The 25,351-nt window shown below is 73.8% G+C and carries 22 protein-coding genes and 2 pseudogenes; 11 read left to right on the forward strand and 13 right to left on the reverse strand.

What is annotated here, in order from left to right; translation table 11 throughout:
- Positions 1–122 precede the first annotated feature (122 nt).
- Both ACIRSU_RS10385 and ACIRSU_RS10390 read right to left on the reverse strand, forming a co-directional pair.
- Complete coding sequence (locus ACIRSU_RS10385; protein ID WP_403790567.1) at positions 123–368, reverse strand: hypothetical protein; 246 nt, start codon at positions 366–368, stop codon at positions 123–125.
- A 336-nt stretch (positions 369–704) separates the two neighbouring features.
- Positions 705–1,688, reverse strand: a complete 984-nt coding sequence (locus ACIRSU_RS10390; RefSeq protein ID WP_403790569.1) for a LuxR family transcriptional regulator — start codon at positions 1,686–1,688, stop codon at positions 705–707.
- A gap of 139 nt (positions 1,689–1,827) precedes the next feature.
- On the opposite strand from ACIRSU_RS10390, the gene ACIRSU_RS10395 reads away from it, so the two are divergent.
- The 4 genes from ACIRSU_RS10395 to ACIRSU_RS10410 all read left to right on the forward strand — a co-directional run bounded on the left by ACIRSU_RS10395 (position 1,828) and on the right by ACIRSU_RS10410 (position 6,652).
- On the forward strand, positions 1,828–3,252 hold the full coding sequence (locus ACIRSU_RS10395) for an aminopeptidase P family protein (protein WP_403790571.1): 1,425 nt from the start codon (positions 1,828–1,830) through the stop codon (positions 3,250–3,252).
- Positions 3,253–3,433: 181 nt separating this feature from the next.
- Entirely contained in the window at positions 3,434–4,525 is a 1,092-nt protein-coding gene (locus ACIRSU_RS10400) for a substrate-binding domain-containing protein (protein WP_403790572.1), read from the forward strand.
- Between the two features lie 40 nt (positions 4,526–4,565).
- A complete protein-coding gene (locus tag ACIRSU_RS10405) occupies positions 4,566–5,366 on the forward strand; it encodes an ATP-binding cassette domain-containing protein (RefSeq protein WP_403790574.1) in 801 nt (266 codons plus the stop codon).
- On the forward strand, positions 5,363–6,652 hold the full coding sequence (locus ACIRSU_RS10410; RefSeq protein ID WP_403790577.1) for a sugar ABC transporter permease: 1,290 nt from the start codon (positions 5,363–5,365) through the stop codon (positions 6,650–6,652). Before ACIRSU_RS10405 ends, ACIRSU_RS10410 begins: the two co-directional genes overlap by 4 nt.
- Positions 6,653–6,741: 89 nt before the next feature.
- Here the strand turns inward: ACIRSU_RS10410 and ACIRSU_RS10415 are convergent, their stop codons facing one another.
- Complete coding sequence (locus tag ACIRSU_RS10415; RefSeq protein WP_403790579.1) at positions 6,742–7,944, reverse strand: alpha/beta hydrolase family protein; 1,203 nt, start codon at positions 7,942–7,944, stop codon at positions 6,742–6,744.
- A gap of 234 nt (positions 7,945–8,178) precedes the next feature.
- Here ACIRSU_RS10415 and ACIRSU_RS10420 point away from each other — a divergent pair, with 234 nt between their 5' ends.
- Positions 8,179–8,775 (forward strand): isochorismatase family protein, encoded by a 597-nt coding sequence (locus tag ACIRSU_RS10420; protein ID WP_403790581.1) that lies wholly within the window; start codon positions 8,179–8,181, stop codon positions 8,773–8,775.
- A 97-nt stretch (positions 8,776–8,872) separates the two neighbouring features.
- Positions 8,873–9,070, forward strand: coding sequence for an antitoxin (locus tag ACIRSU_RS10425; protein WP_403790582.1), 198 nt, complete (start codon positions 8,873–8,875; stop codon positions 9,068–9,070).
- 64 nt (positions 9,071–9,134) lie between these two features.
- On the opposite strand, the gene ACIRSU_RS10430 is transcribed toward ACIRSU_RS10425, so the two are convergent.
- The 3 genes from ACIRSU_RS10430 to ACIRSU_RS10440 all read right to left on the reverse strand — a co-directional run bounded on the left by ACIRSU_RS10430 (position 9,135) and on the right by ACIRSU_RS10440 (position 12,647).
- Positions 9,135–10,472, reverse strand: coding sequence for an amidohydrolase (locus ACIRSU_RS10430; RefSeq protein WP_403790584.1), 1,338 nt, complete (start codon positions 10,470–10,472; stop codon positions 9,135–9,137).
- A gap of 90 nt (positions 10,473–10,562) precedes the next feature.
- The gene (locus ACIRSU_RS10435; RefSeq protein WP_403790586.1) at positions 10,563–11,852 is read right to left on the reverse strand and encodes an amidohydrolase family protein; all 1,290 of its coding nucleotides are present in this window, start codon (positions 11,850–11,852) and stop codon (positions 10,563–10,565) included.
- Between the two features lie 177 nt (positions 11,853–12,029).
- Positions 12,030–12,647, reverse strand: coding sequence for a GntR family transcriptional regulator (locus ACIRSU_RS10440; protein WP_403791469.1), 618 nt, complete (start codon positions 12,645–12,647; stop codon positions 12,030–12,032).
- A 301-nt stretch (positions 12,648–12,948) separates the two neighbouring features.
- Between ACIRSU_RS10440 and ACIRSU_RS10445 the strand changes: the two are divergent.
- A pseudogene (locus tag ACIRSU_RS10445) lies at positions 12,949–13,530 on the forward strand (DUF998 domain-containing protein); the annotation flags it as partial.
- Between the two features lie 334 nt (positions 13,531–13,864).
- On the opposite strand, the gene ACIRSU_RS10450 reads toward ACIRSU_RS10445, so the two are convergent.
- From ACIRSU_RS10450 to ACIRSU_RS10460, 3 genes are read right to left on the reverse strand one after another with little or no spacing between them, the layout of a single operon-like run.
- Positions 13,865–14,491, reverse strand: a complete 627-nt coding sequence (locus ACIRSU_RS10450) for a 4-phosphopantetheinyl transferase (protein WP_403790588.1) — start codon at positions 14,489–14,491, stop codon at positions 13,865–13,867.
- Positions 14,488–14,718, reverse strand: coding sequence for an acyl carrier protein (locus tag ACIRSU_RS10455; protein WP_403790590.1), 231 nt, complete (start codon positions 14,716–14,718; stop codon positions 14,488–14,490). Before ACIRSU_RS10455 ends, ACIRSU_RS10450 begins: the two co-directional genes overlap by 4 nt.
- A gap of 52 nt (positions 14,719–14,770) precedes the next feature.
- A complete protein-coding gene (locus ACIRSU_RS10460) occupies positions 14,771–15,670 on the reverse strand; it encodes a hypothetical protein (protein WP_403790592.1) in 900 nt (299 codons plus the stop codon).
- 248 nt (positions 15,671–15,918) lie between these two features.
- Here ACIRSU_RS10460 and ACIRSU_RS10465 point away from each other — a divergent pair, with 248 nt between their 5' ends.
- The 4 genes and pseudogenes from ACIRSU_RS10465 (at position 15,919) to ACIRSU_RS10480 (ending at position 21,346) form a co-directional block, all read left to right on the forward strand.
- Complete coding sequence (locus tag ACIRSU_RS10465) at positions 15,919–16,983, forward strand: phytanoyl-CoA dioxygenase family protein (RefSeq protein WP_403790594.1); 1,065 nt, start codon at positions 15,919–15,921, stop codon at positions 16,981–16,983.
- Positions 16,965–18,248 (forward strand): annotated as a pseudogene (locus ACIRSU_RS10470) (DUF6271 family protein); the annotation flags it as partial. The gene ACIRSU_RS10465 and the pseudogene ACIRSU_RS10470, both read left to right, overlap by 19 nt.
- Entirely contained in the window at positions 18,234–20,033 is a 1,800-nt protein-coding gene (locus tag ACIRSU_RS10475; protein WP_403791471.1) for a condensation domain-containing protein, read from the forward strand. The pseudogene ACIRSU_RS10470 and the gene ACIRSU_RS10475, both read left to right, overlap by 15 nt.
- The gene (locus ACIRSU_RS10480) at positions 20,030–21,346 is read left to right on the forward strand and encodes an MFS transporter (RefSeq protein WP_403790596.1); all 1,317 of its coding nucleotides are present in this window, start codon (positions 20,030–20,032) and stop codon (positions 21,344–21,346) included. The genes ACIRSU_RS10475 and ACIRSU_RS10480 overlap by 4 nt, the downstream gene beginning before the upstream one ends.
- A gap of 173 nt (positions 21,347–21,519) precedes the next feature.
- On the opposite strand, the gene ACIRSU_RS10485 is transcribed toward ACIRSU_RS10480, so the two are convergent.
- From ACIRSU_RS10485 to ACIRSU_RS10500, 4 genes are read right to left on the reverse strand one after another with little or no spacing between them, the layout of a single operon-like run.
- Entirely contained in the window at positions 21,520–22,131 is a 612-nt protein-coding gene (locus tag ACIRSU_RS10485; RefSeq protein ID WP_403790598.1) for a hypothetical protein, read from the reverse strand.
- Positions 22,128–23,096 carry a TetR family transcriptional regulator C-terminal domain-containing protein gene (locus ACIRSU_RS10490; RefSeq protein WP_403790600.1) on the reverse strand — a complete coding sequence of 323 codons (969 nt, stop codon included), beginning with the start codon at positions 23,094–23,096 and terminating at the stop codon, positions 22,128–22,130. The genes ACIRSU_RS10485 and ACIRSU_RS10490 overlap by 4 nt, the downstream gene beginning before the upstream one ends.
- A 32-nt stretch (positions 23,097–23,128) precedes the next feature.
- Entirely contained in the window at positions 23,129–24,598 is a 1,470-nt protein-coding gene (locus ACIRSU_RS10495) for a flavin monoamine oxidase family protein (RefSeq protein WP_403790602.1), read from the reverse strand.
- A 55-nt stretch (positions 24,599–24,653) separates the two neighbouring features.
- Complete coding sequence (locus ACIRSU_RS10500) at positions 24,654–25,274, reverse strand: TetR/AcrR family transcriptional regulator (protein WP_403790604.1); 621 nt, start codon at positions 25,272–25,274, stop codon at positions 24,654–24,656.
- Positions 25,275–25,351 lie beyond the last annotated feature (77 nt).

A 25,351-nucleotide genomic window follows, 5' to 3' on the forward strand; every position in this document is an offset into this window, starting at 1 on the left:
CGTTTTGTAGCGCTTTTTGGGGTTATAGGCCTTGTTGGGGGGGGGGGGGGGGGGGCCGGGGGGGGGGGGGGGGGGGGCCCCGGGGCCCCCCCCCCCCCCCGCCCCCCACGGCCGCGCATCGGTCAGAGACCCGCGACGCCGAGGCCGGCGTTCACGTGCACACCGGCGACGTTCTGGACCAGGCCCGGGACGCCGTTCACGAGCCCCTCGGCGGCGGCGACGGTCTGCAGGCCGCCGACGGTGCCGAGGACGGTGTTGACGTCGCCGGTCACGGCGCCGACGAGGCCGCCGTTGACGCTGATGAGACCGCCGGAGACGGCGTCGAGCTCGGCGTCGTCGATCACACGGGTCTCGATGTCGTTACGCATGGAAGCGCACCTTTCACTCAGTGGGGGGAATCCGAATTACCGCGGCGCCGCAGATCAAAGCATGCGAACGGGTGCCCGAGCCAATTCCGTTGACGCTTCTTCAGCGTTCTTCGTGCACCTCGCGGGACCTGCTGTGGGGCATGTTTCACGGAACGGCGACAGCTTCTCCGCAGGAAGGGGTAACAGAATTCGTCCGGCCCCCGCACCCGCCGGACGAACCAGGGCGAAAACCGACAACGGGCGCCCGGCCGTGTGTCGGATCGGGAGACGATGGCGGAGGCGCGGTTCAAGTCACGTACACAATGTGCAGGTTCCCGGCAGGCGGTGAGCCTTCGCTCACAACCAGCCGGCCCGCTGCGCCTGCAGCGCCAGCTGGAAGCGGTTGGCCGCGCCGAGCCGCGCCATCAGGATCTGCAGCCGGCGGAACAGCGTCCGCCTGCTGACGCCGAGTTCGCGTGCGATGACCTCGTCGCTCGCGCCGCCCGCGAGCAGCCGGAGCAGTCGCCGGTCGGTGGGCTCGAGGCCGCCCGGGCGCGCCGCGTGGCCGTGCAGCGGCAGGGCGGCGTTCCAGGACTGCTCGAAGAGCGCCACGAGCGCGGAGAGCAGCCCGCACGGCTGCACCACCAGCATCGTGTTGACGACGTCCGCCTCCCGGATCGACAGCGACACCAGAGCGAACGCCTCGTCGATGATCAGCAGCTTCACCGGCACCGACGGCAGCACCCGGGCCTGCTCGCCCGCCTCCAGGCACGGCTCGATGACGTCCTTCAGATGCCCGGGGTGTTCGAGGGCCTCCCGCGCGTACACGACCCGCTGCCGCACCCCGCGCGCCAGCGTGGCCAGCGCGTCCTCCGTGGCCCCGGGCACGGGGACGTACGGCGGCGACTCGAACTGCCGGATCTGCTCGCGCGCGCTCGCCCACGCGCGCCGCATCCGCGGCCCTATCGCCTCCCCGGTGACGACCTCCACCAGGTCGTCGTTGTACGCGGCGAGCCGGTGCCGGCGGAACGACTCGAAGGCACCGCCGACCGCGATCCGCGACTCCTCCAGCTCCGCCGCCCGGTGCCGGGCGAGCACCTCCAGGCCCGCCGCGGGCGGCACCGGCGCCACCAGCTCGCCGTCGCCGCCCGCGCTGCTGGCCAGGCCGGCGTCGACCAGCTCCCCGTACGCGGCGGCCAGCTCCGCCCCGGACAGACCGGCGGCCGAACCGATCGCGCCGAGCGGCGCGGGGGCCAGGTCGAGCAGCGTGAGATAGACCCGGCCCGCGGCCTCCCCGACACCCAGGAGCCGCAGCGCCTCCCGGAGCTTCGCATGCGTCATACCCGCATTATCCCGGCCCCCGGGCGGGCTCGGATGGCCGATCAGTGCCACTGGCACTCCTTGGCCCCGGGCGCCCCCGCCCGGTACTACCGTCCAGGCAGCCGCCGGGCCCCCGGCGGCACCCACACCCACCGGACGAATGGGGAACGACGTGGCCAAGGGCCGGAAGAACGGGCTGTACAGCGGGATCTCCGAGGAACTGTCCGCGCTGATGCGCACCGGCTGGGCGGACACCGAGCGGCACGACCTCACCGCCGACGAGCAGGCCCCCTACGCGGCCGCCCGCCGCGAGGCGCTCTCCGCCCGCTTCCCGGGCGAGCGCCTGGTGATCCCCTCGGGCAACCTCAAGACCCGCTCCAACGACGACCCCTACCCGTTCCGGCCGCACTCGGCCTATGTGCACATGACCGGCGACCTCGCCCGCGACGGCGCGCTCGTCCTGGAGCCCCGCGCCGACGGCGGCCACGACGCGTACTGCTACCAGCTGCCGCGCGACGGCCGCGACACCGACGAGTTCTGGCTCGGCTACACCGCCGAGCTGTGGATGGGCCGCCGCCGCTCCCTCGCCGAGTCCGAGAAGGTCCTCGGCCTGCCCTGCCGCGACGTCCGCACCGCCGCCGCCGACCTGGCCGCCGTCACCGGCGTCCCCACCCGCGTCGTCCGCGGCGTGGACCCGGTCCTGGAGGCCGCCCTCACCACCGACGAGGAGCGCGACGACGAGCTCGAGGAGGCCCTGAGCGAGCTCCGGCTCGTCAAGGACGCCTGGGAGATCGGCGAGATGCGCAAGGCCGTCGACGCCACCGTGCGCGGCTTCACCGACGCCGTCGCCGAGCTGTCGCGCGCCGTCGCCACCTCCGAGCGCTGGATCGAGGGCACCTTCTTCCGCCGCGCCCGGGTGGAGGGCAACCACGTCGGCTACGGCACGATCTGCGCGGCCGGCCCGCACGCCACGATCATGCACTGGACCGACAACGACGGCCCGGTCCGCCCCGGCGAGCTGCTCCTCTTCGACGCCGGCGTCGAGGGCCGCACCCTCTACACCGCCGACGTCACCCGCACCCTCCCCATCAGCGGCACCTTCACGCCCGTGCAGCGCCAGGTCTACGACGCGGTGTACGAGGCCCAGGAGGCCGGCATGGCCTGTGTGAAGCCGGGCGCCGCCTACCGCGACTTCCACGAGGCCGCCCAGCGCGTCCTCACCGAGAAGCTCGTCGAGTGGGGCTTCATCGAGGGCCCCGCCGAGCGCGCCTACGAGCTCGGCCTGCAGCGCCGCTTCACCATGGCCGGCACCGGCCACATGCTCGGCCTCGACGTCCACGACTGCGCCGAGGCCCGCAACGAGGAGTACGTCGACGGGCCGCTGGTGCCCGGCATGGTGCTCACCGTGGAGCCCGGCCTCTACTTCCAGGCCGACGACCTGACCGTGCCCGAGGAGTGGCGCGGCATCGGCGTCCGCATCGAGGACGACCTGCTCGTCACCGAGGACGGCCACGAGAACCTGTCGGCGGCCCTGCCCCGCACCTCCGACGAGGTCGAGGCGTGGATGGCCCGCGTCGCGGGCTGATCCCCGGCCTCCCGAGGCTTCGCGGCGCCGCGCTCCCGCCGGGCGCGGCGCCGCGAATGGAAGGCGCCACGGGTTGGGGCTAATGTCGATACAGAGGCCATGAGTGCGCCGACGCTCCCGCGGCCCGCGGTTTCCGCAGCCCCGCGGTGGAGGAATCGAGGGCGCGCGGAAGGAGCCTGCCATGACCCGTACATTGCGAGCGGCGATCGCCCTCGCGGGAACGGCCGCGCTGTCCCTCGGCGCGGTGTCCGGAATCGCCGCGGCCCAGCCGGCGACGAGTCCGGCCAAGGCCGACCAGGTGAAGATCGGCCTGCTGCTCCCGGAGAGCAAGACGACGCGGTACGAGAAGTTCGACAAGCCCTACATCGAGCAGAAGATCCAGCAGCTGGCGCCCGGCGCCACGGTCGACTACTACAACGCGGCCGAGAGCGCGACGACCCAGCAACAGCAGGTCAACACCGCGCTCGCCAAGGGCGACAAGGTGCTCATCCTGGACGCCGTGGACTCCAAGTCCATCCAGTCCTCCGTGGACAAGGCGCACGCCGCCGGCGTGAAGGTCGTCTCCTACGACCGTCTCGCCCAGGGACCGGTGGACTCCTACGTCTCCTACGACAACCACAAGGTCGGGGAGCTGCAGGGCAAGGCGCTGCTCGACGCGCTCGGCTCCAAGGCCAAGTCCGGCGTGATCGTGATGCACAACGGCTCGCCGACCGACCCGAACGCGGCCGAGTTCAAGGCCGGCGCGCACTCGGTCCTCGACGGCAAGGTGACGATCGGCAAGGAGTACGACACCCCCAACTGGGACCCGAACAACGCCAACCAGCAGATGTCCGGTGCCATCGCGGCTCTCGGCAAGGACAAGATCATCGGTGTCTACTCCGCCAACGACGGCCTGGCCGCCGGCATCTCCACCGCCCTCCAGGCGGCGGGACTGCACGTGCCGCTGACCGGACAGGACGCCCAGCTCGACGCCATCCAGCGGATCCTGATCGGCACTCAGACCATCACGGTGATGAAGCCGTACAAGCCCGAGGCCGACATCGCCGCCACGATGGCCGTCGACTTCGCCCAGGGCAAGCCGCTCCCGAAGGACCTCGCCCCCCTCACCGTCACCAACGGCAGCGGCGACAAGGTCCCGGCCAACCTGCTGACTCCGATCGTGGTCCACAAGAACAACATCGGGGACACCGTCGTCAAGGGCGGCCTTTACACCGTCGACGAGATCTGCACGCCCGCGTACGAGAAGGCGTGCAAGCAGGCCGGTCTGGAGTAACCGCCCGGGAACGGGCCTGGCAGGGTCGGAGGCGGTCGCTGTGCCGGAAGCACCTGTGCTGTCACTGCGGGGGATCTCCAAACGGTTCGGCGCCGTCCAGGCCCTGTCGGGCTTCGACCTGGACGTGCATGCCGGCGAGGTCGTCGCGCTCGTCGGTGACAACGGCGCCGGGAAGTCGACCGCCATCAAGGCGATCGCCGGGGTGAACCCGCCCGACGAGGGCGCCATCGAATGGCAGGGCCGGCGGGTCTCGATCAACCGGCCCCACGACGCCCAGCACCTCGGCATCGCGACCGTCTACCAGGACCTCGCGCTCTGCGACAACCTCGACGTCGTCGGCAACCTCTTCCTCGGGCGGGAACTGCGCCGCTTCGGAGTGCTCGACGAGGTCCGCATGGAGCAGCGCTCCCGAGAGCTGCTCCACACCCTGTCCATCCGTATCCCCAGCGTCCGCATCCCAGTGGCGTCGCTGTCCGGCGGCCAGCGGCAGACGGTGGCGATCGCCCGCTCGCTCATCGGCGATCCCAAGGTGGTCCTGCTCGACGAGCCCACCGCCGCCCTCGGCGTCGAACAGACCGCCGAGGTCCTCGACCTCGTCGAGCGACTCCGCGAGCAGGGCCTGGGGACCATCCTCATCAGCCACAACATGGTGGACGTGATGGCCGTCGCCGACCGGATCGCCGTCCTGCGGCTGGGCCGCAACAACGGCTTCTTCGACAAACGCTCCACCACCACCGAAGAGATCATCTCCGCCATCACCGGGGCCACCGAGAGCGCCGTGACCCGGCGTCAGGCCCGCATACGCGAGGAGCGGGAGGCGCGCGGGGAGGAGTTGCCATGAGCCGCGACCCGAACGCGGGCGGGAGCGACCGCCCCCGGGGCACCACGTCCCCCGCGCCCGACGCCGTACCCGCCGTCGACAGCCGGCTGATCGTCCGGGAGGAAGGCGTCCGCGGCTACGTCAACGAGTTCCGGCGCAAGATGCGCAGCGGCGAACTGGGCTCGCTGCCCGTCGTCGTCGCGCTGATCATCATCTGGACGGTGTTCGGCAGCCTCAACAGCACCTTCCTGTCCGCGCAGAACCTCTCCGACCTGAGCCAGCAGATCGTCGGCACCGGGATGATCGCCGTCGGCATCGTCTTCGTGCTGCTGCTCGGCGAGATCGACCTCTCGGTCGGCTCGGTGAGCGGACTGTGCGCCGCCGTCTTCGCCGTGCTCAACGTGCTCAACGGCATGAACCAGTGGCTGGCGCTGCTCGTCGCGATCGCGGGCGGCGCGGCCGTCGGCCTCATCCACGGCTTCTTCTTCGCCAAGGTCGGTGTGCCCGCCTTCGTCGTCACCCTGGCCGGCAACCTGTTCTGGAACGGCCTCATGCTCCAGGTGCTCGGAGCCAACGGCACCGTCAACATCCCCTCCGACAGCATCGTCGCCAAGCTCTACTCGACCATCTTCCACAGTGCTGCCACCGCCTACATCGTCGCGGGCGTCGGCGTCGGCCTCTTCCTGCTCGCCTCGCTCCTGGACGCCAAGCGCCGGCAGGCGGCCCGGGTGCCCTTCCGGCCGGTCGGCGAGATCGTGCTGCGCACGGTCGTCATCGCGGCCATCGCGTTCGTCACCGCGTACATCCTCAACCAGTACCAGGGGCTGCCGCTCGCCCTGCTGATCTTCCTGATCCTGCTCGTGGTCCTCGACTTCGTGCTGCGCCGCACCGGCTACGGCAGGCAGATCTTCGCGGTCGGCGGCAACATCGAGGGCGCCCGCCGGGCCGGCATCAGCGTGCCCTTCGTCCGGATGAGCGTCTTCACCATCGCCGGCACCATGGCCGCGATCGGCGGCATCTTCCTGGCCGGTCAGATCCAGTCCGCGAGCCAGACCTCCGGCGGCGGCAACCTGCTGATGAACGTCATCGCCGCGGCCGTCATCGGCGGCACGAGCCTCTTCGGCGGCCGCGGCTCGGTGTGGTCCGCGCTGCTCGGCGCGCTGGTGATCGGCTCCATCCAGTCCGGCATGAACATCATGGGCGTCAGCAACGCCGTCCAGTTCATGATCACCGGAGCGGTGCTGCTGGCCGCGGTGGTCGTCGACTCGCTGTCGCGGCGCAGCCAGAAGGCGGCCGGACGCGCCTGAGCAGACGCGCCCGACCGGAAGCGCCCGACCGGAAGCGCCCGACCGGACGCGCCCGAGCAGCACTCGGGCGCGTCCGGACTCGTGTCTTCCTACGGGTTGTTGAAGTGGACCTCGGGGTGGAGCGGGCTCGGCCCGGTCAGCAGCGGCTGCGGCCGGCCGCGCAGCCGCTCGTCGAAGAAGGCCGCGAGATAGGCGCGGGTCACCGCGAGCGCCCGGTCGGCCGGGATGGTGGCGCCCTCGTCCGGCACGTCGAGGCCGCGCAGCAGCACCGGGGCGTCGGTGAAGGTGAAGTGGTTGGCGCCGGACACCGTCAGCCAGCGCTTGTAGCCGTCGAGCGCCTTCCAGGTGGTGTCCCAGCTGGTGTCGACGCCGCCCGGCCGGTGCATCTCGTCGTCCGTGCCCAGGAACATGAACGCCCGCCCGCCGAGACCGCCGGCCGGAAGGGTGTCCCAGAAGGAGCCGTCCATGTTCACGCCGGCGTCGATCCGCCGGTCCGCGATCATGGCGGTGGCGGCGGCCGCGCCGCCGATCGAGTGCCCGGCCATGCCGATCCGGGTCGGGTCGATGCTCCGCGCGTACGGCCAGGTGGCGACGGCCCGCGGCCCGGTCAGCCGGTCCAGGAGGAAGCGCACGTCCGCCGCCCGCACGGCCGTGACGTCGGCGCCCTTGATCTTCCCTTCGTGCATCTGCGTACAGGCCACGCAGGTCAGGGCCGGCCCGCCCGGCACGGACATGCCCGAGTTCTCGTAGGCGTGGTCGACGGACGCGACGACGTAGCCGCGCGAGGCGAGGTCGGTGGCGAGGCCCGTGAGCAGGAACCGGGGCACCCCGAAGCCGGGCGAGAGCACCACGAGCGGATGCCGCCCGGGCGCGGGCCGCACGTCCTTCGCGCTGTACGTGTTCAGGCCGGCCAGCGCGCGGACGTCGGCCGGATCGGTCTTCTCCAGGCCCGCCAGGACCAGCCGGGCCTCCTCCTCCGTCGCGTACGGCACGGGCGCCCCGCCCTGCGCCGTGCGGGCCGCCGGATAGTGGACGGTCACCATGAGCTCCCGCGCGTCCGCCGTGGGCACGTACGGGTCGCGCCGGGAGCGGTCGACGAGATGGAGGACGGATGCGCCCACGCCGTACGTGCCGGTGGGAGCGGGCAGTTGGAGTGCGGCGGCCGGGCCGGCCTGACGGGAGAGGGCGACGGCCGGAGCGGGAGTGGCCGCGGCGGCGGGCAGGGCGGTCGCCGGTAACGCGACCGCGCAGGCGAGAAGGGCGGCCGCGGCCGCCCGGGTGAACTTGGACATGCCCAGGACGCTACGGCGCCCCGCCCGCGCCCCGCGTCCGACCACGGTCGGAGCCGAAGCCCGCTGCGTCGCCCCCCGGTCGGACGAGTTCCTCCCTCTCCCGGGCGGTGTCGCACCACCCTGCGGGTGAAGATCACCGCCGCGCCGTGTCGGACCGGCCGCCAGTCGGTTCACGTGGTGGATTTCGACAGATTTCCACGATTTCCCAGGATTTCGACAGAGTGAGGAGGTCCGATGGCGGGCCGAGCGTTGATCGTCGTCGATGTGCAGAAGGAGTTCTGCGAGGGCGGCGACCTGCCGGTGAAGGGCGCCACGGAACTGGCGCGGGCCCTCGCGGACTTGGTCCGGGAGCAGGCGGGCGGGACGTATCGGCGGGTGGTGGCCACCCGGGACCACCACATCGATCCCGGCGACCACTTCTCCGCCGAGCCCGACTTCGAGGACTCGTTCCCTCCGCACTGTCTGGCCGGCAGCGAGGGCGCCGAGTTCCACCCCGACTTCGAGGAGGTCGTCGCCTCGGGCGCGGTCGACGAGGTGTTCTTCAAGGGCGCCTACTCCGCGTCGAAGAGCGGCTTCGAGGGGGAGACCGGCGGCGGCGTCGGGCTCGCCGAGTGGCTGCGGGGGCGGGACGTCGACGCGGTGGACGTCGTCGGGATCGGCACCGACCACTGCGTGAAGGCGACGGCCCTGGGCGGCGTGCGGGCGGGCTTCGAGGTGCGGGTGCTGCTCGACCACACGGTGGGCGTCACCGCGGAGACCACGGAGCGGGCCATGGCGGAGCTGAAGGAGGAGGGCGTCGAACTGATCGGCACCCCCGTCGTCCTGGTCTGATCCGGAGCGGGGGCCTTCTCGGGCGCCTGCGGATGCGGCCCGTGGGCGGTTCCGGGATGCTGTACGGGACGAGGGGGGTCACCCGAGGAGGGCAGCGATGTCCGTGATGGACAAGCTCAAGCAGATGCTCAAGGGGCACGAGGACAAGGCGGGCCAGGGCATCGACAAGGCCGGCGACGCCTTCGACGCGAAGACGCAGAGCAAGTACAGCGGCCAGGTCGACACCGCACAGGACAAGCTCAAGGAGCAGCTGGGCGCCGACCAGAGGCCCCCGGAGGACCCGCCGCGCCAGTAGTCGCCCCGAGGCGTGCGCCCCTGCCCCTTTCGACGGGGCGGGGGCGCACGCTCTTCGTCCTTCGTCAGGCGAGGAACTCGCCGTCGCGGGCGACGACCACGCCGCCGTGCACGACCAGGTCGCGCTGCGGCATGTCCACCACGACCTGGGGCAGGTTCTCGCCCCGTACGAGGACGAAGTCGGCCGGCGCCCCGGGCGTCAGGTCCGCGTGCGGCAGGTGCATGACGTCGGCACCGCCGTGCGCGGCGACGCGATAGCAGTCGGTCAGCTCCTCGTCGAGACGGATGTCCGTCACCCAGCCCAGGATGTGGGCGCGGTGCAGCATGTCCCCGTTGCCGAACGGGCTCCACGAGTCGCGCACGCCGTCCGAGCCGAGCCCGACCCGCACGCCGTGCTCGCGCAGCCGGGCGATCGGCAGCACGAGGGAGTCGGACGGCGCCACGGTGGTGAGCGCGATGTCCTGGGCGGCGAGATCGGCCGCGATCGCGTCGAGGTCCCGGTCCGACAGGGCCGGCAGACAGAAGACATGGCTGACGGTCACCTTGCCGGCGAGGCCGAGCGCCCGGGTGCGGTCGATGATGCCGCGCATCGCCTGGACGCCCTTGTCGCCGCGGTCGTGGAGATGGATGTCCACGCCGACGCCCTGCCGGTCCGCGATCCCGAAGACGATGTCGAGCTGCTCGTCGAGCGCGTGGTCGAAGCCGATCGGGTCGATGCCGCCGATCATGTCGACGGCGCCGCTGCGCGCGCCCTCCTCGAGGAGCTTCGCCGTGCCGGGGGTGCGCACCACACCGTGCTGCGGGAACGCAACGATCTGCACGTCGAGCGCGTGCCGCAGCCGCTCCCGCGCCTCCGCCAGGCCCTCGACACCGGCGAGCCCGTAGGCCGGGGCCACATCCGCGTGGGCGCGCATGCCACGGGTGCCGCGGCTGACGGCGTGCGACATCAGGCCGTACGCGCGCTCCGCGACCGGCCGGGTCTGGGCGTGGAACAGCTCCACGTCCTGGGCCACGTAGTCGGCGATGGAGCTCGCCGGGCGCCGCGAGACCCAGGAGCCGCCCCAGGTGGTCTTGTCGGGGTGGATGTGCGCGTCCACCAGGGACGGCAGGGCGATCCGGCCGCCGCCGTCGACGACCTTCGCCCCGTGCGGAGCGGGCCCGTCCGTGATCCTCCCGTCGACGACGACCAGATCGACGGGCCTGGCGGCGCCGAACGGGCGGACGTCGCGGAAGACGACGGTACGGGTGTGCCGGTCGGCCTTGCCGGGCGCGGGGACGGGGGCGGGGGCGGCGGCGGCCGGCGCGGCCGCGGTCATCGCCGCCGCCGAACCGGCCAGCGCGGCGGCACCGGCCAGCATCGTGCGGCGGGAGAGCGCGCCTGAGGGGGCTGAGGACGACTGCATGGGGACTCCTACGCGGCGAAGGGAAAGGCGAGGGCGAGAGTGGGTGAACGTGGGGGAGAGGCAGAGAGTTCGAGCGCGGGGGAGCCGGGGTCAGAGCGCGATGCCGGCCCGCACCACGCGCACCGGGCGCGTCAGCACGGAGACGTCGGCCAGCGGGTCGCCGTCCAGGAGGACCGCGTCGCCCGCGAAGCCGCGCGCCAGCCGGCCGGCCGTGCGCTCCAGGCCGAGCAGCCGGGCGGCGCCGGTCGTCGCGGTACGGATCGCGTCCAGCGCCGGCAGGCCCGCGGAGCGCATCAGCTCCACCTCGCGGCCGATCGGGTCGACGATCCCTCCGGAGGAGTCGGTGCCGGCGGCGAGCGGGACGCCGAGCTCGTACGCGGCGCGCACCGCCCGCTTCAGGACGGGCAGGAAGGTGCGGCCGCGCTCGGCCAGGACCGGGTCCGGGGCCTCGGCGAGACCGGCGATCGCGGTGAGGGTCGGGGTGAAGTACGTGCCGCGGCGGCGCATCTCGTGCAGTGTGCGCTCGCCGACGAAGGCGCCGTGCTCCAGGGAGCGGATGCCCGCCGTGACGGCGTCGTGGCAGCCCTTCTCGCTGTAGCTGTGGCAGAGCACGCCCTTGCCGCGCCGGCGGGCCGCGGCGACGATCTCGGCGAGCTGCTCGTACGAGTACACCTGGACGAGCGGGTCCTGCTCCGGCAGCCCGGCGCGCTCGTTGACCCGGGTCTTGATGACGTCGGCGCCCCTGGCCAGGTTCACCTCGACGACCCGGCGCAGCGCCTCGGCCGAGCGCACGCCCTCGGCGAGCCGGGCGAGCGGGGTGAGGTCGGGGTCGGCGAGCACGGTGTCGCCGAGGTCCGGGGTGACGAAGACGCCCGCGGCGCGCAGCCGCGGTGCCAGTTCGGGGCTGTGCCGGGCCAGCTCGCGGACGGCGATGTCCTGGTAGAAGGAGGTCGAGCCGCTGCGCGCGCTGGTCGCGCCCTGGCGGACGGCGGTGCGGGCCTCGGCGGCCGTGGAGAGATGGATGTGCGCGTCCGTCAGACCCGGCAGGATCCAGCGGCCGTGGGCGTCGAGGACCTCGACGCCGTCCGGCACGGCGACGCTGCCGAGCCGGCCGGCGGCGCGCACGCTCCCGCCCTCGATGACGACGACCGCGTCCTCGGTCACCTCGCCGGTCGCCGGGTCGAGCAGGGTGCCGCCCCGGATGACGAGGTCGCCGCTCCGGGCCCGGCCCGGGGCGTGCGCGGCGGCCTCGCGCCGGTCCGGGGCCGCCGCGGCGGCCGTTCCGGTCACGGCCGCGGTCCCGGCGAGCGCGGCCGCGCCGGCGAGGACGCCGCGGCGGGTCAGGCTGGGGGAGGGCGGCGGGGTGGCGTCGACGCACATGGGAGCTCCTTGGGGAGAGGAACCGATGGTTCCCCGTTTTGTATACCAGGGGTGAGCGGCCGAACAAGGGTCATCGTCCGGGAACCGGAAATGTGCGGGAAATCGGGCGCCGCAGCTCAGGGCCCCTTCCGGGCTCGTCGCTCTTGGTATACAAATGCTCCGAGGGTTGGACGCGGCTCAGCTCTGGTCGTCGTCCGGGCCGAAGAGCGTGCGCAGCGCGACCGCCCTGCTGTCGCGCACGTGCAGCAGCGTGCCGGCCGCAGCCGCCTCCGCGTCGCCGGCCGCGATGTGCCGGTGCATCTCGGCGTGCTGAGCCCGCATGTGCTGGGGCTCCGCGCGGAGCCCGAACAGCAGCCGCAGCTGCCAGCTCAGCTGCTCCATCGTGCGCGCGAGAAGCGGGTTGCCCGCCATGGCGACGACCTGGTCGTGGAACGCCGTGTGCGCGGCCACCTCGCGCGATCCCTCGTCCGCCGCCGCGGCCGACTCCGCCTGCTTCAGCGCCGCCTCCAGCGCGGCCAGCCCGGCCGTGTCCCCGGCCGCGGCCGCCCGCGCCGCGAGCCGCGAGGCCTGGACCGCGAGCGGCTCCCACACCTCGTACAGATACTCCACGTCGGCACGCTCCAGGCGGCGCACCCGCACCCCGCTGTGCGGGAGCAGTTCGAGCAGTCCCTCCGCGACCAGCGCGCGCAGCGCCTCGCGCACCGGGACGCGGGACATGTTCAGCTCCTCGGCGACCTCGCGCTCGACGAGCCGGGCCCCCTGCGCGTACCGCCGGTCGACGATCCGCTGCAGCACCTCCTCGCGCGCCCGCGCGCTGAGCGAGGCCGGACCGGTGGCCGTCGCCGGAGCCGGTACCGGCGCCTGTGCCGAGGTCCGTGGCTGCGCCTCCTCGGCGGCCGCCGCGGCCGCGGCCGCCGGATCCGCACCGGCCCTCTTCTTCTGCGCCACTCGTCCGACCTCTTCCCGTCCCTCGCCGCCCGTGCCGGGCCCGAGAATACGTCGCCCTCGCGACGCCCGCGCACCGGCGGCCGAGAGCGTGCCCGCGGTTCGCCGTGCCGTCACTGCATGTCGGAGATCATCGGATTAGGGTGGTTTGATGCGACCTGTTCCTCGCTGGGCTCTGATCTCGTCAGGGGCCGCCCCCGTGATCACGGTCGGCGGCTGGACGGCGGCGGGTGCGTTGGAAGGGCCCGCCTACAACCCCGTCACCCAGACGATCAGCGTGCTCACGGCGTACGGTGCCCACGGTTTCTGGGTCATGACCAGCGCCCTCTTCGGCCTCGGACTCTGTCATGTGGTCACCGCCTGGGGGCTGCGCGCCGCGCGGCCCGCCGGCCGGCTCGCCCTCGCGGGCGGCGGCGCGGTCGCGCTGGTGATCGCGCTGCTCCCGCCCCCGCTCAGCGGAGGCTCCCTCCGGCACGGCTCCGCCGCCGCCGTCGGCTTCGCCCTCCTCGCGGTCTGGCCGATACTGGCCGCCGCCGGCAACAGCGCCGCGCCCTGGGGCCTGCGCCCCGTCCCGTCCGTCGCCGTCACCACGGTGATGACCATCGGCGCGGGCTGGTTCCTCCTGGAGACGGTCCGCCACGGCGCGGCCGGCGTCGCCGAACGCGCCGTGGTCTGCCTCCAGTCCGTGTGGCCGCTGGTCGTGGTCGCCTCCTGCCTGCTCTACCGGCAACGGGGCGAGGGGCAGCGGGACGAGCGGCAAGGGGGCGAGCGGCAAGGGGGCGAGGGACAGCCGGACGAGGGGCAGCGTGCCGACGGGCGGTGGGACGAGCGGCAACGGGACGACGGGCAGTGGGGCGAGGGGCAGCCGGACGAGGGGCGGTGGGGCGAGCGGCAACGGGACGACGGGCAGTGGGGCGAGGAGCAGCGGGCCGACGGGCGGTGGGACGAGCGGCAACGGGGCGACGGACAGTGGGGCGACGGACAGCCGGACGAGGGGCGGTGGGGCGAGGGACAGCGGCACGAGGGGCAGCGGGGCGCGGGGCAGCGGGACGAGCAGGACGGGCCTCCTACAGCGAGTCCGCCCGGACCCAGGTGACCGGCGCGGTGCTCGCCACCGCGGTCACGGCCCCGCGCCGCGGGTCCGTCCGCTCCAGGAGGCGGGTGCCGCCCTCGTGCCGTCCGGCCTTGAACAGGGCCTCGTGGCGCACCCACAGCCGGACCAGCGCGAGGCCGGGGCCCGGTGCGCCGGCGGCCGCGTTGACGGCTGGTTCGGGCAGCAGCCGCCGGAGCACCGGGAGCGGTCCGGGGCGGCGGGTGCGGGGCTCGGTGTCGATGCCGACGGCGCCGGGGCCCGCGGCAGCCGCGGCCAGACCGTCGGCATGGCTGAGGCTGACGCCGAGGTCCGGGCGCCCGGGGAGGTACGGGCGGCCGTGGCCGTCCCGGCCGCACGCGGCGCAGTGCTGGGCGAGCGCCACCGCTCCGGGCGCCCGCCCGGTGACGCGGGCGACGCACAGCCGGAGCAGCAGACGGGCCGCGAGGACGTCGGCGCGGCGCCCGGGCAGCCGGATCCGGGCCAGGCGCCCGCGCTCCCAGGGGGCGAGCAGGGCCTCGGTGAGCTCCGGCCTCGCCAGCACCTCGTCGGTGGTCGCCACCGCCGCCACTCCGGCCGCTCCGGCGGCGTCCGCTCCGGTCACCCGGCGGTGCTGAGGAAGCGTTCCTGTACGCGGCTGAGCGTGCGGAAGTCGTCGATCGTGACCTCCTCCAGGTCGATGGAGCTGCCGGAGAGCTCCTCAAGGAGGTCGATGAACTCCAGGAAGTCCATGGAGTCGATGAGCCGGGCCTCGATGAGGTCCTCGTCGGCGTCGATCGGCCCGTCGAGGCCGGGGTTCTTCTCGTGGAGCCAGGCGGCGACACGGTCCATGGGGCGGTTCCCCTCCTTGTGGTGCGTGGAACAGTTCGGTACGTGAGACGCGTCAGGTCGCGGGCGTCGTCGTGGTCATGGTCGTCGCGGTCGCGGTCGCGGTCGCGGCGCGCAGCTGGTCGAGCGCCTGCTCGGGGCCGCCGTGGGCGAGGACCATCGCGTGCACCCAGCGTTCGAGGCCGAAGGCGACGCAGGCGCTGTACGCGGGGCCGTGGGAGCCCGCGCGGATGTCGAGCCGCTCGCCGAAGAAGTTGCGGTGCCGGTTGACGGAGGCGATGGCCGTGCCGTCGGGCGCGCTGAACTCGTGCTTGACCGGGTCGAGCGCCATCAGCCGGGCCCGCGAGCCGCCCCGGTCGTAGAACGGGTCGTCGGCCGCCGCCCGGGTGAGCGCGAGACCGAGCCGCCCGGCCGCCTCCTCGATGAACTCGGCGCCGCGCGCGAGGTGTTCGAGCGCGCCCTGCTTCGTGCCGAGGTACAGGACCTCGCGCATGTGGAAACCCCACAACCGGCGCATCCCGTCGTAATGGGTCTCGTTGCGGAAGCAGCGGCCGCTCGCGGAGAGCCGCAGTCCGTCCTCGCCGACGTCCCGGCCCTCCAGGGAGAGCAGCAGTCCGTAGCAGGTGGCGGAGGGCAGCAGATGCCCGGTCGGCTCCAGCGGCAGGCCGGCGGGCGGCGCGCCGGCCGCGAGACCGTCGAGCGCCTCCGGGGTGAACCGGCCGGCCGACACGCCGAGATGCGGGAAGTTGCGGAAGTAGTCGAGGCGGGCCAGCCCGGCCACGGAGAGCAGCGGCGGGCCGATCACCTCGGGCGCGGCGAGCCGTGCCGCGAGGCCGGTGAGCAGCTCGTCGAGACCGCGCAGCAGCGCCGTACGGACCGGGTCGAGGGTGATCAGGCCCGCACCGGGGCTCTTCAGGCCGCCGTCGGGCAGGGCCGTGCTGCCGGATGTGCTCAAGGAATCCGTCCCCTCTCGGCATGCGCCGCGGTGGCGCGCCTCCCTGCGTTCGTGGGGACAGTAGGCCAGCTGCTCACGCATTGTCTAGACCAATCTGATGAACTCTGCCCGTCCCGTAACTGGCGCCGGGTGAAGGTGCCTTGGCGGCTCGACGTGGACGCGCCGCATATCGGGGGGTCACTTGACAGCATGTATGGTCTACACCAATTCTGGCGGTCACCAGTGCGTCACCCGCTTGGAGGGACCCGATGACGACGCCCGCAGCCGGCCCGCGCCCGCGCCCCCGCCCGTACCTCCACCGCGCCGCATCGGAACGCCCGTACTTCAGCGCGGACGGCGAGTCCTACCTGGCCCAGAGCACCCTGCGCGAGCTCACCAAGTCGCGGCCGCTGCGCGTGCTCTCGGAGGAGGACTTCGCCCACTGGCAGACGTACGGCTATGTCATCGTCCGCGAGGCGATCCCCGCCGCCGCGGCACGCGAACTCCTGGACTTCACCTGGGAGTTCCAGGGGCTCGACCCGGTCCGGCCGGAGGGCTGGTACGCGGACCGCCCGTTCCGCAACCAGCTCGACCGGCAGCTGCACGTCTACGGCTTCGTCGAGGCGTACCACCACCAGCTGCTCTGGGACAGCCGCCAGACGCAGCGCGTCTACGACGCGTTCGTCGACGTGTGGGACTGTGAGGAGCTGTGGGTGACCCTCGACCGGCTCAACCTCAACCCGCCCAACGTGCACAACCGCGACCGCGCCCTGATCGAACCCACCGAGCGCGGCTTCGACATCGAGCTGCACTGGGACATCGACACCACCCTCGGCGTGCCGCCGCAGCGCGTGCAGGGCATCATCGCACTCAACGACACCCGGCCGGAGACCGGCGGCTTCCAGTGCTGCCCCGAACTCTTCCGCACCTTCGACGAGTGGAAGACCGGCCAGCCGGGCGACCGCGACCCGCTCCGGCCCGACCTGGACCGGCGGGAGCTGCCTGTCGTCCGGCCCGAGCTGCACCCCGGCGACCTGCTCATCTGGAACGGCCTCCTCGCCCACGGCGTCGCCCGGAACGTCTCCGAGAGCGGCGTGCGGGCCGTGCAGTACCTGTCCATGATGCCCGCACTCGAAGAACACGAGCGGCTGCGCCGCTCCCGCGTCGAGTCCTGGCGCCATCTGCGCACCCCGCGCTGGAACCGCACCCTGGTCGGCGACCCGGTCCTGCACGAGTCCAAGCGGTACGCCACCGCCGAACTCGCCGACCTCGGCGCCCGGTTGCTCGGGCTCGCCTCCTGGACCGAGGAGCCCGGGTGCGCCGCGTCTGCCTGACCCTCCCCACCGACCGCGCCTGTACGGAGACGATCACCGCCGTCGCCGAGGAGGCGGCGTACGGCGCCCGGCACTTCGGCGTCGAGGTGCACCTGCTGATCCTGGACTCCTCCGACGCACCCGCGCGCACCCGGCACCGGGCGGCCGTGGCTGCCCTGCACCCGGCCCCCGGCGTGGTCGTCCACCATCTCGACGAGGCGGAACAGCGACGCTTCCTGCGCGAGGTCACCGACGGCGCCGGGGTCCACGAGCCGGAGCGGATCCTCGACCTCATGCTGCCGTCGGCGGTGTCCTACGGCGCCTGCACCAACCGCGCCTTCCTCCTCGCCGAGGCCCTCGGCTGCTCGTCCGTGCACCGCCGTGACTCCGACAGCCGCTACCAGCAGACGGACGGCCGGCCCGTCTTCCCGATCCACCACGAACTCACCGCCCTCGGCCGGCCCGCCGAGGACGTCGCCGGCCTCGTCACCCGCAGCCGGCTCGACCCCGCGTCCGCGCACCGCCCGGTGGCCCTGGTCGGCGGCTCCTTCGTCGGCGAGATGTCCGTGGACGTCGACGAGATCCGGCGCCTCGACCCCACGGTCTACCGCGAGGTCATCGGCCTGTCCGTACCCCACCGCTATCCGGAGATCTGGCGCCGCAACCTGATCGACGAGGCCTTCCGCGGCGCCGGCACCGCCCCGTTCACCGCCGACCGCACCACCCTCACCCACGTCAGCCCCACCCGCGTCGACATGTGCAACATCGCCCTCGACCGCGAGGTCTACGGACGCGTGCCGCTGCCGCCCGCCACCGACACCATCGGCAGCGACTACTTCCTCCTGCACCTCGTCCACGACGCCCGGCTGCCCGGTGTCCTGCACAACCGGCACATCGTCAACTACCACACCGAAGAACGCCGTTCGGACGAGGGATTCCTCGCCTACCAGTGGCGGTTCGCCAAGTACCTGCTGTCCACCGCCCCCTTCGACGACGTGTACGCACGCCTGACGGAGGCCGGCGACCGGCTCCTCGACGAGCGCGGCCACGTCCGGGCCGCCGACGTCGCCACGTACGTACGGGCCGCCGCCGACCTCGACCCGGCGGCGGGCGACGCCGGGCGGCTCGACGTCCTCGACCGCTGCTACCGGACACTCGGCGGCCGGTACGCCGACGCCGCCGACCTGTTCGCCGCGCAGCGCGCCCGGCTCCTCGCCGAAGCGCGCGCCGACATGACGGACTTCGCCCGGCTCGTCGACGCCTGGGCCGCCCTGACCGCGCACGCCCGCCGCACCCCGCCGAAGGCCCCCCGCCCGGAGACGGTCACGCTCGGCCACGGCGGAGGCGAGGAGCGGCGCGGCCACGACCAGGGCGGGGGCGAGGAGCGGCGCGGTCCGCTCACCATGGGCCAGGCCAACATGATCCGCTGCATGCTCCGCGACGAACCCAGCCAGATCAACATCCACGACGTATGGCCCGTCCCCGCCGGCACGAGCACCGAGGACGCGCTCGACGCCCTGCGCACCCTCGTCGACCGCCACGAGGCGCTGCGCACCACCTTCCCGCACGCCCCCGGCGCCGCCCCGCAGGAACAAGTCGTCGCGGCCGAAGGCACGTTCACGGTCACCGTCCTCGACCACGACGAGCTGCCCGCGGAGGCCGCCCGGTACGCCGAGGCGCTGGCCCGCGCCGCCCGCGACACCCGCTTCCGCCTGGACCGCGACTTCCCGCTCCGCGTCACCGTCGTCAGCCGGGCCGGCGCGCCCCGGCACCTCGCCCTCGCCGCCAGCCACGCGGCGACCGACGGCAGCGCCCTCGCCCTCCTCCGCGAGGAATGGCTCACCCTCCTCGGCGGCGAGAAACTCCCCGACCCGTCCGCCCTCACCCCGCTCGGCCTCGCCGCCGAGGAGACGAGCCCGGCCGGACTGCGCAAGTCCGAGGCGTCGCTGGCGCACTGGGAACGGATCCTGCGCACCGGACCCCAGGCGATGTTCGCCGAACCCGACGCACACGGCGCCGAGACCCAGGCGCCCTGCCTCACCCTCCGCTCCCAGCGCGGCGCCCGGGCCCTCGCCGGGGTCGCGGCACGCACCGGCGCCCTGCCGTCCACCGCGCTGCTCACCGCCTGGTGCGCGCTCGTCGCCCACCGGGCCGGCCAGCCCGTCTGCGTCGCCGCCGTGCCGACCGCCAACCGCTTCCAGTCCCGCCTCGCCCGCACCATCGCCCCGCTCTCCCAGGACGCGCTGCTCTCCCTCGACATCCAGGCGGCGCCGTCCTTCGACGCGCTCCTTCGCAAGGCGTGGGGCGCGGCCCTCAAGGCGTACCGGCACAGCCAGTTCGACGCGCTCCGCCTCTGGGACATGATCGGCCGGGTCACCCGGGAACGCGGCAGTCACTTCGCCCGGGACATCGTCTTCAACGACATCAGCGCCCTGCCCGCGACCCTCGCCGGCGCCGCGCCCCCGGACACCACCGCGCCCGACCTGGAACTGACCTGGGGCCCGGCCCAGACCCTGCCCAGTCGCGTGCTCACCTTCGTCCACGAGACGGACCCCGTGCTCCGCCTCGCCACCTGGACCGACCCCGCCCTCTTCACCCGCGAACAGGCGGAGGGCCTCGCCACCGGGCTCGTACGGCTCCTGGAGGCGGCCGCCGACGGCGACGTGCCGCTCGGCTCGCTCACCGAGGTCACCGGTGTCCGGCCGGCCGAGCGCGGCGCCGACTGGGAACGCGTGGACGGCTGTTGGGTCTCGCCGCCCGCCGTGGCCGACACCCTGAGCAGCGCCCTCGGCGGCCGGCCCGCGCACGCCCGCGTGGACGCGGACGGGACGCTGGTCGCGTACGTCGCCGCCGGCTCCGAGCCGGTCACCCCGGCCGGGGCCCACAGCGCGCTGATGGCCGCGCTGCCCGGCCGGCCCGGCGTGCTCGCCCCACGGCGGTACGTGATCGTCGCGGACCCGCCGGAGGACACGGCGACGGGGGCGGGGACGGCGACGGCCCGCACCGAGGCATGGCTCACCCAGCGGATTCTGACGGAAGGGACCGGCCGGGGAGCGGCCGATGCGACATGACGACCGACGACGACACGACGGGTACTACTTCGGGTACGACTTCGGGGACGGCGGACCGGCTCCCCAGCCCCTGGAGCTCCGGCCGCTTCCGGCTCTTCTTCACCGCCCGCAGCACCTCGCTCCTCGCCGACGGCATGCTGATGGTCTCCCTCACCACCGCCGTCCTCGGCGCCGGCTACGGAGCCGGGGGAGTCGGCTACGCGCTCGCCGCCTGGATGGCGCCGATCGTCCTGCTCGTCCTCTTCGGCGGCGTGCTCGCCGACCGCTTCACCCCGCAGGTGATGATGGTCGGCGCCGACGTGGTGCGGATGCTCGCCATGCTCGCGATGGCCGCGCTCCTGTACGACGCGGGCGCGGGGACCGGCTCCGCACGCGTGCAGTTGTGGCAGATCATGGCGCTGATGGCGGTCAGCGGCGCCGCGACCGCCATGTTCCAGCCCGGTCTGGCGAGCATCGTCCCCCAGGTCGCCGAGGACATCCAGCGCGCCAACGCCCTGCTGCGCGTCTCCGAGGCGATGAGCGCCCTCCTCGGCCCCGGCCTCGCCGGCTTCCTCGTCGCGTACTGGCAGGTGTCCGGCTCGTACGTGGTGATCGCGGCCGCCTACGCCCTCAGCGCGCTCGGCCTGGCGCCACTGCGCCGGCTCGCCACCGTACGCGACGAGAGCGACGACCCGATCTGGCGCCGGCTCGCCACCGGCTGGCACGAGTTCCGTGCCCGGAGCTGGCTGTGGAGCGTCATCGCCCTGTGGGCCGTCTACGGCCTGTTCGTGTTCGGCCCGGCCCTGCCGCTCGGCGCGGCCCTGCTCACCGAACAGCACGGCGCCTCCGGCTACGGCTGGATCGCCTCCGCCGACGGCGCCGGCACCATCATCGGCGGGCTCCTCGGCATGCGGGTGCGGCCGCGCCGCCCGCTCGTCGCGGGCGCCTGCGCCATGTTCTTCTTCGCGCTCAACCCGCTGGCGCCCGCGCTCGGCTGGAACTTCACCGCCACGGCCGTCACCGGCGTCCTGGCCGGCTGCGGCTTCGCCTTCTGGGGCGTGATGTGGGCGACCAGCGTCCAGTCCCACATCCCGCTGGCCGTCCTGAGCCGCGTCTCGGCCTACGACGTCGCCGGCTCCATCATGGTCATCCCCGTCGGCCGCGCCCTCGCCGGCCCGGCCGCCGCGGCCTTCGGTGCCGACCGGGTGCTGCTCTTCTCCTCGGCCGTGTCCGTCGTCCTGCTCGGCGCGATGCTGGGCGTGCCCGCCATCCGGTCCCTCGGCCGCGCGCCGAAGCCCACGACGGAGGAGGTGGCGGAGGGAGCGGTCGCCTGAGCGCGGGGGGCGCGCGCTGTACGCCGTTCCGGTGTTCGGCGCGAGGAGCGGGCCCGTACGCCGCGCGAACCGGGAGCGGGTCCCGCGGCGTACGGGGCCATCGCGTGGCGCCCGCGTCAAGGACCGGTGCCTGCGTGGGGTCCGGCGGGGCCGGGGCCACCGCTGGGCCCCCGTCAGGCTCCGGTGTCGGCGTCCGCGTCCGCCTCCGGTACGCGCTCCAGTCCCGTGCCCCCGCAGTCCGGGCAGTCCATCCCGAGTCCGCACTCCTCGCACCGGCGCCCGTCCACGAAGCCCAGCCCCTCGCACTCCCGGCACGAGCCCCAGCCCTCGCACATCACGCACAGCCGGTAGCCGGGCGGCAGCGTCCCGGCCGTGGCCACCCGGGGCGGACGCACCCAGCGCGCGTGGATCCACACCACCGGCGTCCCTCCCGAGATCCGCAGCGCGGTCCCCGCCGAGCCGACGCCCGCCGTGAACTCGCCGTACCGCGCCGTCAACAGCGGCCGCCCCCCGGCGCCTTCGCGCTCCTCGGTGCGCCAGGCCGCCGCCCGGAGCACCTCGCCGGCGGTCGTGGCCGCGGGCTCGTACGGCAGCCTGGGCAGCGTCAGCACCAGCGAGAACCGCTTTCCCAAGTGCCCGTAGACGGAACAGCGGTCGTCGGTCCGTTCCTCCACCAGCGGTACGACACCGGGCGCGACGGCCGCGGCGACGGCCCGCACCTGCCGCCGCGTCCACTCCACGCCGCGCGCGAACTCCTCGGCCGCGCCCTCGATTTCCTCGCTCATGGCTCCAGCATCCCGTCTCGGGGAGGGCGAAGGGTGATGTGGGGTTCGAAGGCGTCGAGCAGCAGCTCGCGCATGCGCGCCGCCGGCATCTCCGCCGTCCCGGCCAGGACCTGGATCGCCAGTCCGTCGACCAGCCCGGTGAACCGGCTGGTCAGCGCCTCCGCGTCGGCGTCCGCGCCCAGGCCCTGGGCCTGACAGGCCCGCACCAGGTCGAGCACGGTCTGCCGCCAGCGGGCGTAGACGACGCGCTGCCCTTCGCGGAGCGCGGGATCGAGGATCGCCTCGGTCCAGGACTGCACCCACACCGACCACTCGTCGTGGTCCTCGTCCGCGGTGATCAGCTGCACCTCGATCAGCCGCCGCAGCTTCTCCCGCGCGTCCCCGGCGCCCCGGAACTCCCCCTCAAGACGCCGGTGCAGCCGCTCGGCGCAGTGCAACAGGGCCGCGCGCAGGGCGTCGCCCTTGGCCGGGAAGTGGTAGTGGATCGTGCCGGTGCTCGTCCCGCAGGCCCGGGCGATGTCGGCGACCCGTACCCGATGGAACCCGCGCCGCGCGATCAGCCGTGCCGTCACCTCCAGGATCTGCGCCCGCCGCACCTCCGGATCCACCGCGTCGGCCCGCTGCCGCGCCTCCGCCCCGGTTCCGGGCGGGCGGCCCTGGCCGTTCCGCAGATACCGTACGGACACCTTGCCGACGCGCGCGATGGCGGCCAGCTCGTGCTCGGCGAGCCGCCGGCTCCCGTTCAGCGCCTTGGACAGGGCGGTGGCCGCCATCCCGACGCGCGCCGCGAACTCCCGCTGACTGACGGGCGCCGCCCGCACCACGAGCCGGGCGCGCTCGGCGACGGCGAGGCGGTCGGCGGAGGGCGGCCCGCCGCGGCCACGCGGCAGCGCGCCGGTCCGGGATCCCGCGACGCTGAGCGGCGTCGCCGGACCGGCCTCGCCGCCCGGGCCGTCAGACGGCACTCGCGCGGTCTCGCCTCGCGCTCGACGCCCCGTCACCCGACCCCGCCCCCTTGCGGCCTCAGCGCCGCGAGCACCTCGTCCGCGGCGCGGTAGCCCGACGACACGGCGCCGTCGATGTAGCCGTTCCACGCGGACGCGGTCTCCGTGCCCGCCCAGTGGAGTGGGCCCGTCGGCTCGCGCCAGCCGTGTCGGGCGTGAGCCTGCCAGGCGCCGGGGGTGGCGTACGCCTCGTAGCCGCCGCGGGCGAAGGGGTCCCGGGTCCAGATCTTCTCGGTGTAGTCGCGGGGGTGCGCGGCCCGCGGGCCGGCCACGGAGACGAAGCCGGCCAGGACGGCGTCGCGCCGGGCGGAGGCGTCGAGGCTCGCGAAACGGTCGAGGCGGTCGCCGTACACGAAGCCGACCAGGACGCCGCGGGACGCGCCGTCGGGGGAGTTGTCGAAGACGACGCCGACGGGACCGTCGCCGTACAGCGTGGCCACGCCCGACAGGCCCTCGGCCCGCCAGAACGGTGTGTCGTAGACGGCGTGGACCTTGGCGACGCGGCCCATCGGGTTGTGGGCGAGCCAGCCGGCGCGGGCGGGTGGCAGCGGGGGAGTGAGGTCGAGGGCGCGGACGGCGTGCGGGGGCAGGGCCACGACGGCGCGGCGGGCGCGGAGTTCGGCGGTGGCGGTGCGGACGAGGACGCCCTCGGGGCCGTACGCGATCGAGCGCACCGGATCGCCGAGGCGGATCCGCTCCCCGAGCAGGGCGGCGACGGCTCGGGCGGGGACGGCCGCGCCGCCGGTGAAGCGGCTGTCCTGGGCGCAGTCGCGGGTCTCCATGAGCTGCTCGAAGCCGCCGGCGGCGGCGATGTAGAACAGCACGTGGAAGAGGGAGATCTCGTCGGGCTCGGTGCACCACAGGCCCTGCACGGCGAGGGCGAGGCGGCGCAGCGCGTCGGGATCGTCCGTCCGGGTGCGGAAGTACGCCCCGGCGGACTGCGCGTCCCATTCCGCGAAGCGGGCGGTGCGCCACGGGCGGTCGGTGTCCACGGTGCGGGCGAGCGTGTCGAGGAGCGCGGTGACGCGCTCGTACGCGGCGATGCCGGGCCCGTCGTCGGGTGCGGCGCCGGTGTACGGGACCCGGGTGCCGTCGTGCCGGACCTCGATATGGCTGCCCTTCTCCCAGGTGCGGAAGGTGGGGCAGGCGAAGCGGGCGGCGAGTGCGGTGAACCGGGTCTGGGTGGGGCCGACCCACTGGCCGCCGTGGTCGATGACCGTGCCGTCCGGCCGGGTCTCGGTGAGGACCCGTCCGCCGACCCGGTCGGCGGCCTCGACGAGGGTGAAGTCGACGGCGTGGTCGTGCAGTCGGAGGGCGGCGGCGAGCCCGGCATATCCGCCGCCGATGACGACGACATCGACGGCGACGACGTCAATGACGGCCTTGGACTCGACGACGGCCTCGGATTCGCCGGAGGATGCGGATGCGGATTCGATCAGATGCGAGGTGCTCTGTCTCTCCATGGGCCGAGAGGATGCGGCAACACTGACGTACGCGTCAATGGTTGCGGCAGCCGGTTCAGCGGGCGGACGTCAACGCCTCGCGGTCGATGCCGAGTTCCCGTACGAGCGCGTCGTCCACCCACTCCAGCATCCGGGCGCGCCCGAGCGGACCCTTGTACGAGGTGGTCTGCACGGCCAGGCCGTCGAGCAGCGCGGTGATCCGCCAGGCCGCGTCCTCGGGGCTGTCGCAGACGAACTCGCCGGCCGCCACACCCTCCGCGATGACCTCGGCGAGCGCGGCCTTCCACTCCTGGTCGAGGCCGTGCGTGACCTTGCGCAGCTCGGGCTCGCGCAGGGCGGCCGCCCAGCCCTCGATCCACAGGCGCCAGCCCTTGGCCTGCCCCGTCGGCGCGTACCAGCGCACCGCGGACCGCAGCCGGCGCGCGGCCCCGAGGCGCGGTCGGCCGAGGATCTTCCGCAGGTGGGCGAGGTCGGCCTCGGCGGCGTGCGCGAAGGCGGCGGAGACGAGGAGTTCCTTGGTGGAGAAGTGGTAGAGCACCAGGGAGCTGCTCACGCCGAGGACCGAGGCGACGTCCGCGATGCGCACGTTGCCGATGCCCCGCGCCTCGATCTGCTCGACCGCGACGCGCAGGATCTCCTCGCGCCGCTCCTCCACGCTCAACCGCACTCTTGCCACGGCTTCACCCTACACAGCTCTTGACAGTGCCGTGTGGCCGGGCTCACAGTGCTGACCACCGATCCGCTACTGACTGG

The organism is Streptomyces sp. NPDC101160, assembly GCF_044768205.1.
Lineage (GTDB): Bacteria > Actinomycetota > Actinomycetes > Streptomycetales > Streptomycetaceae > Streptomyces.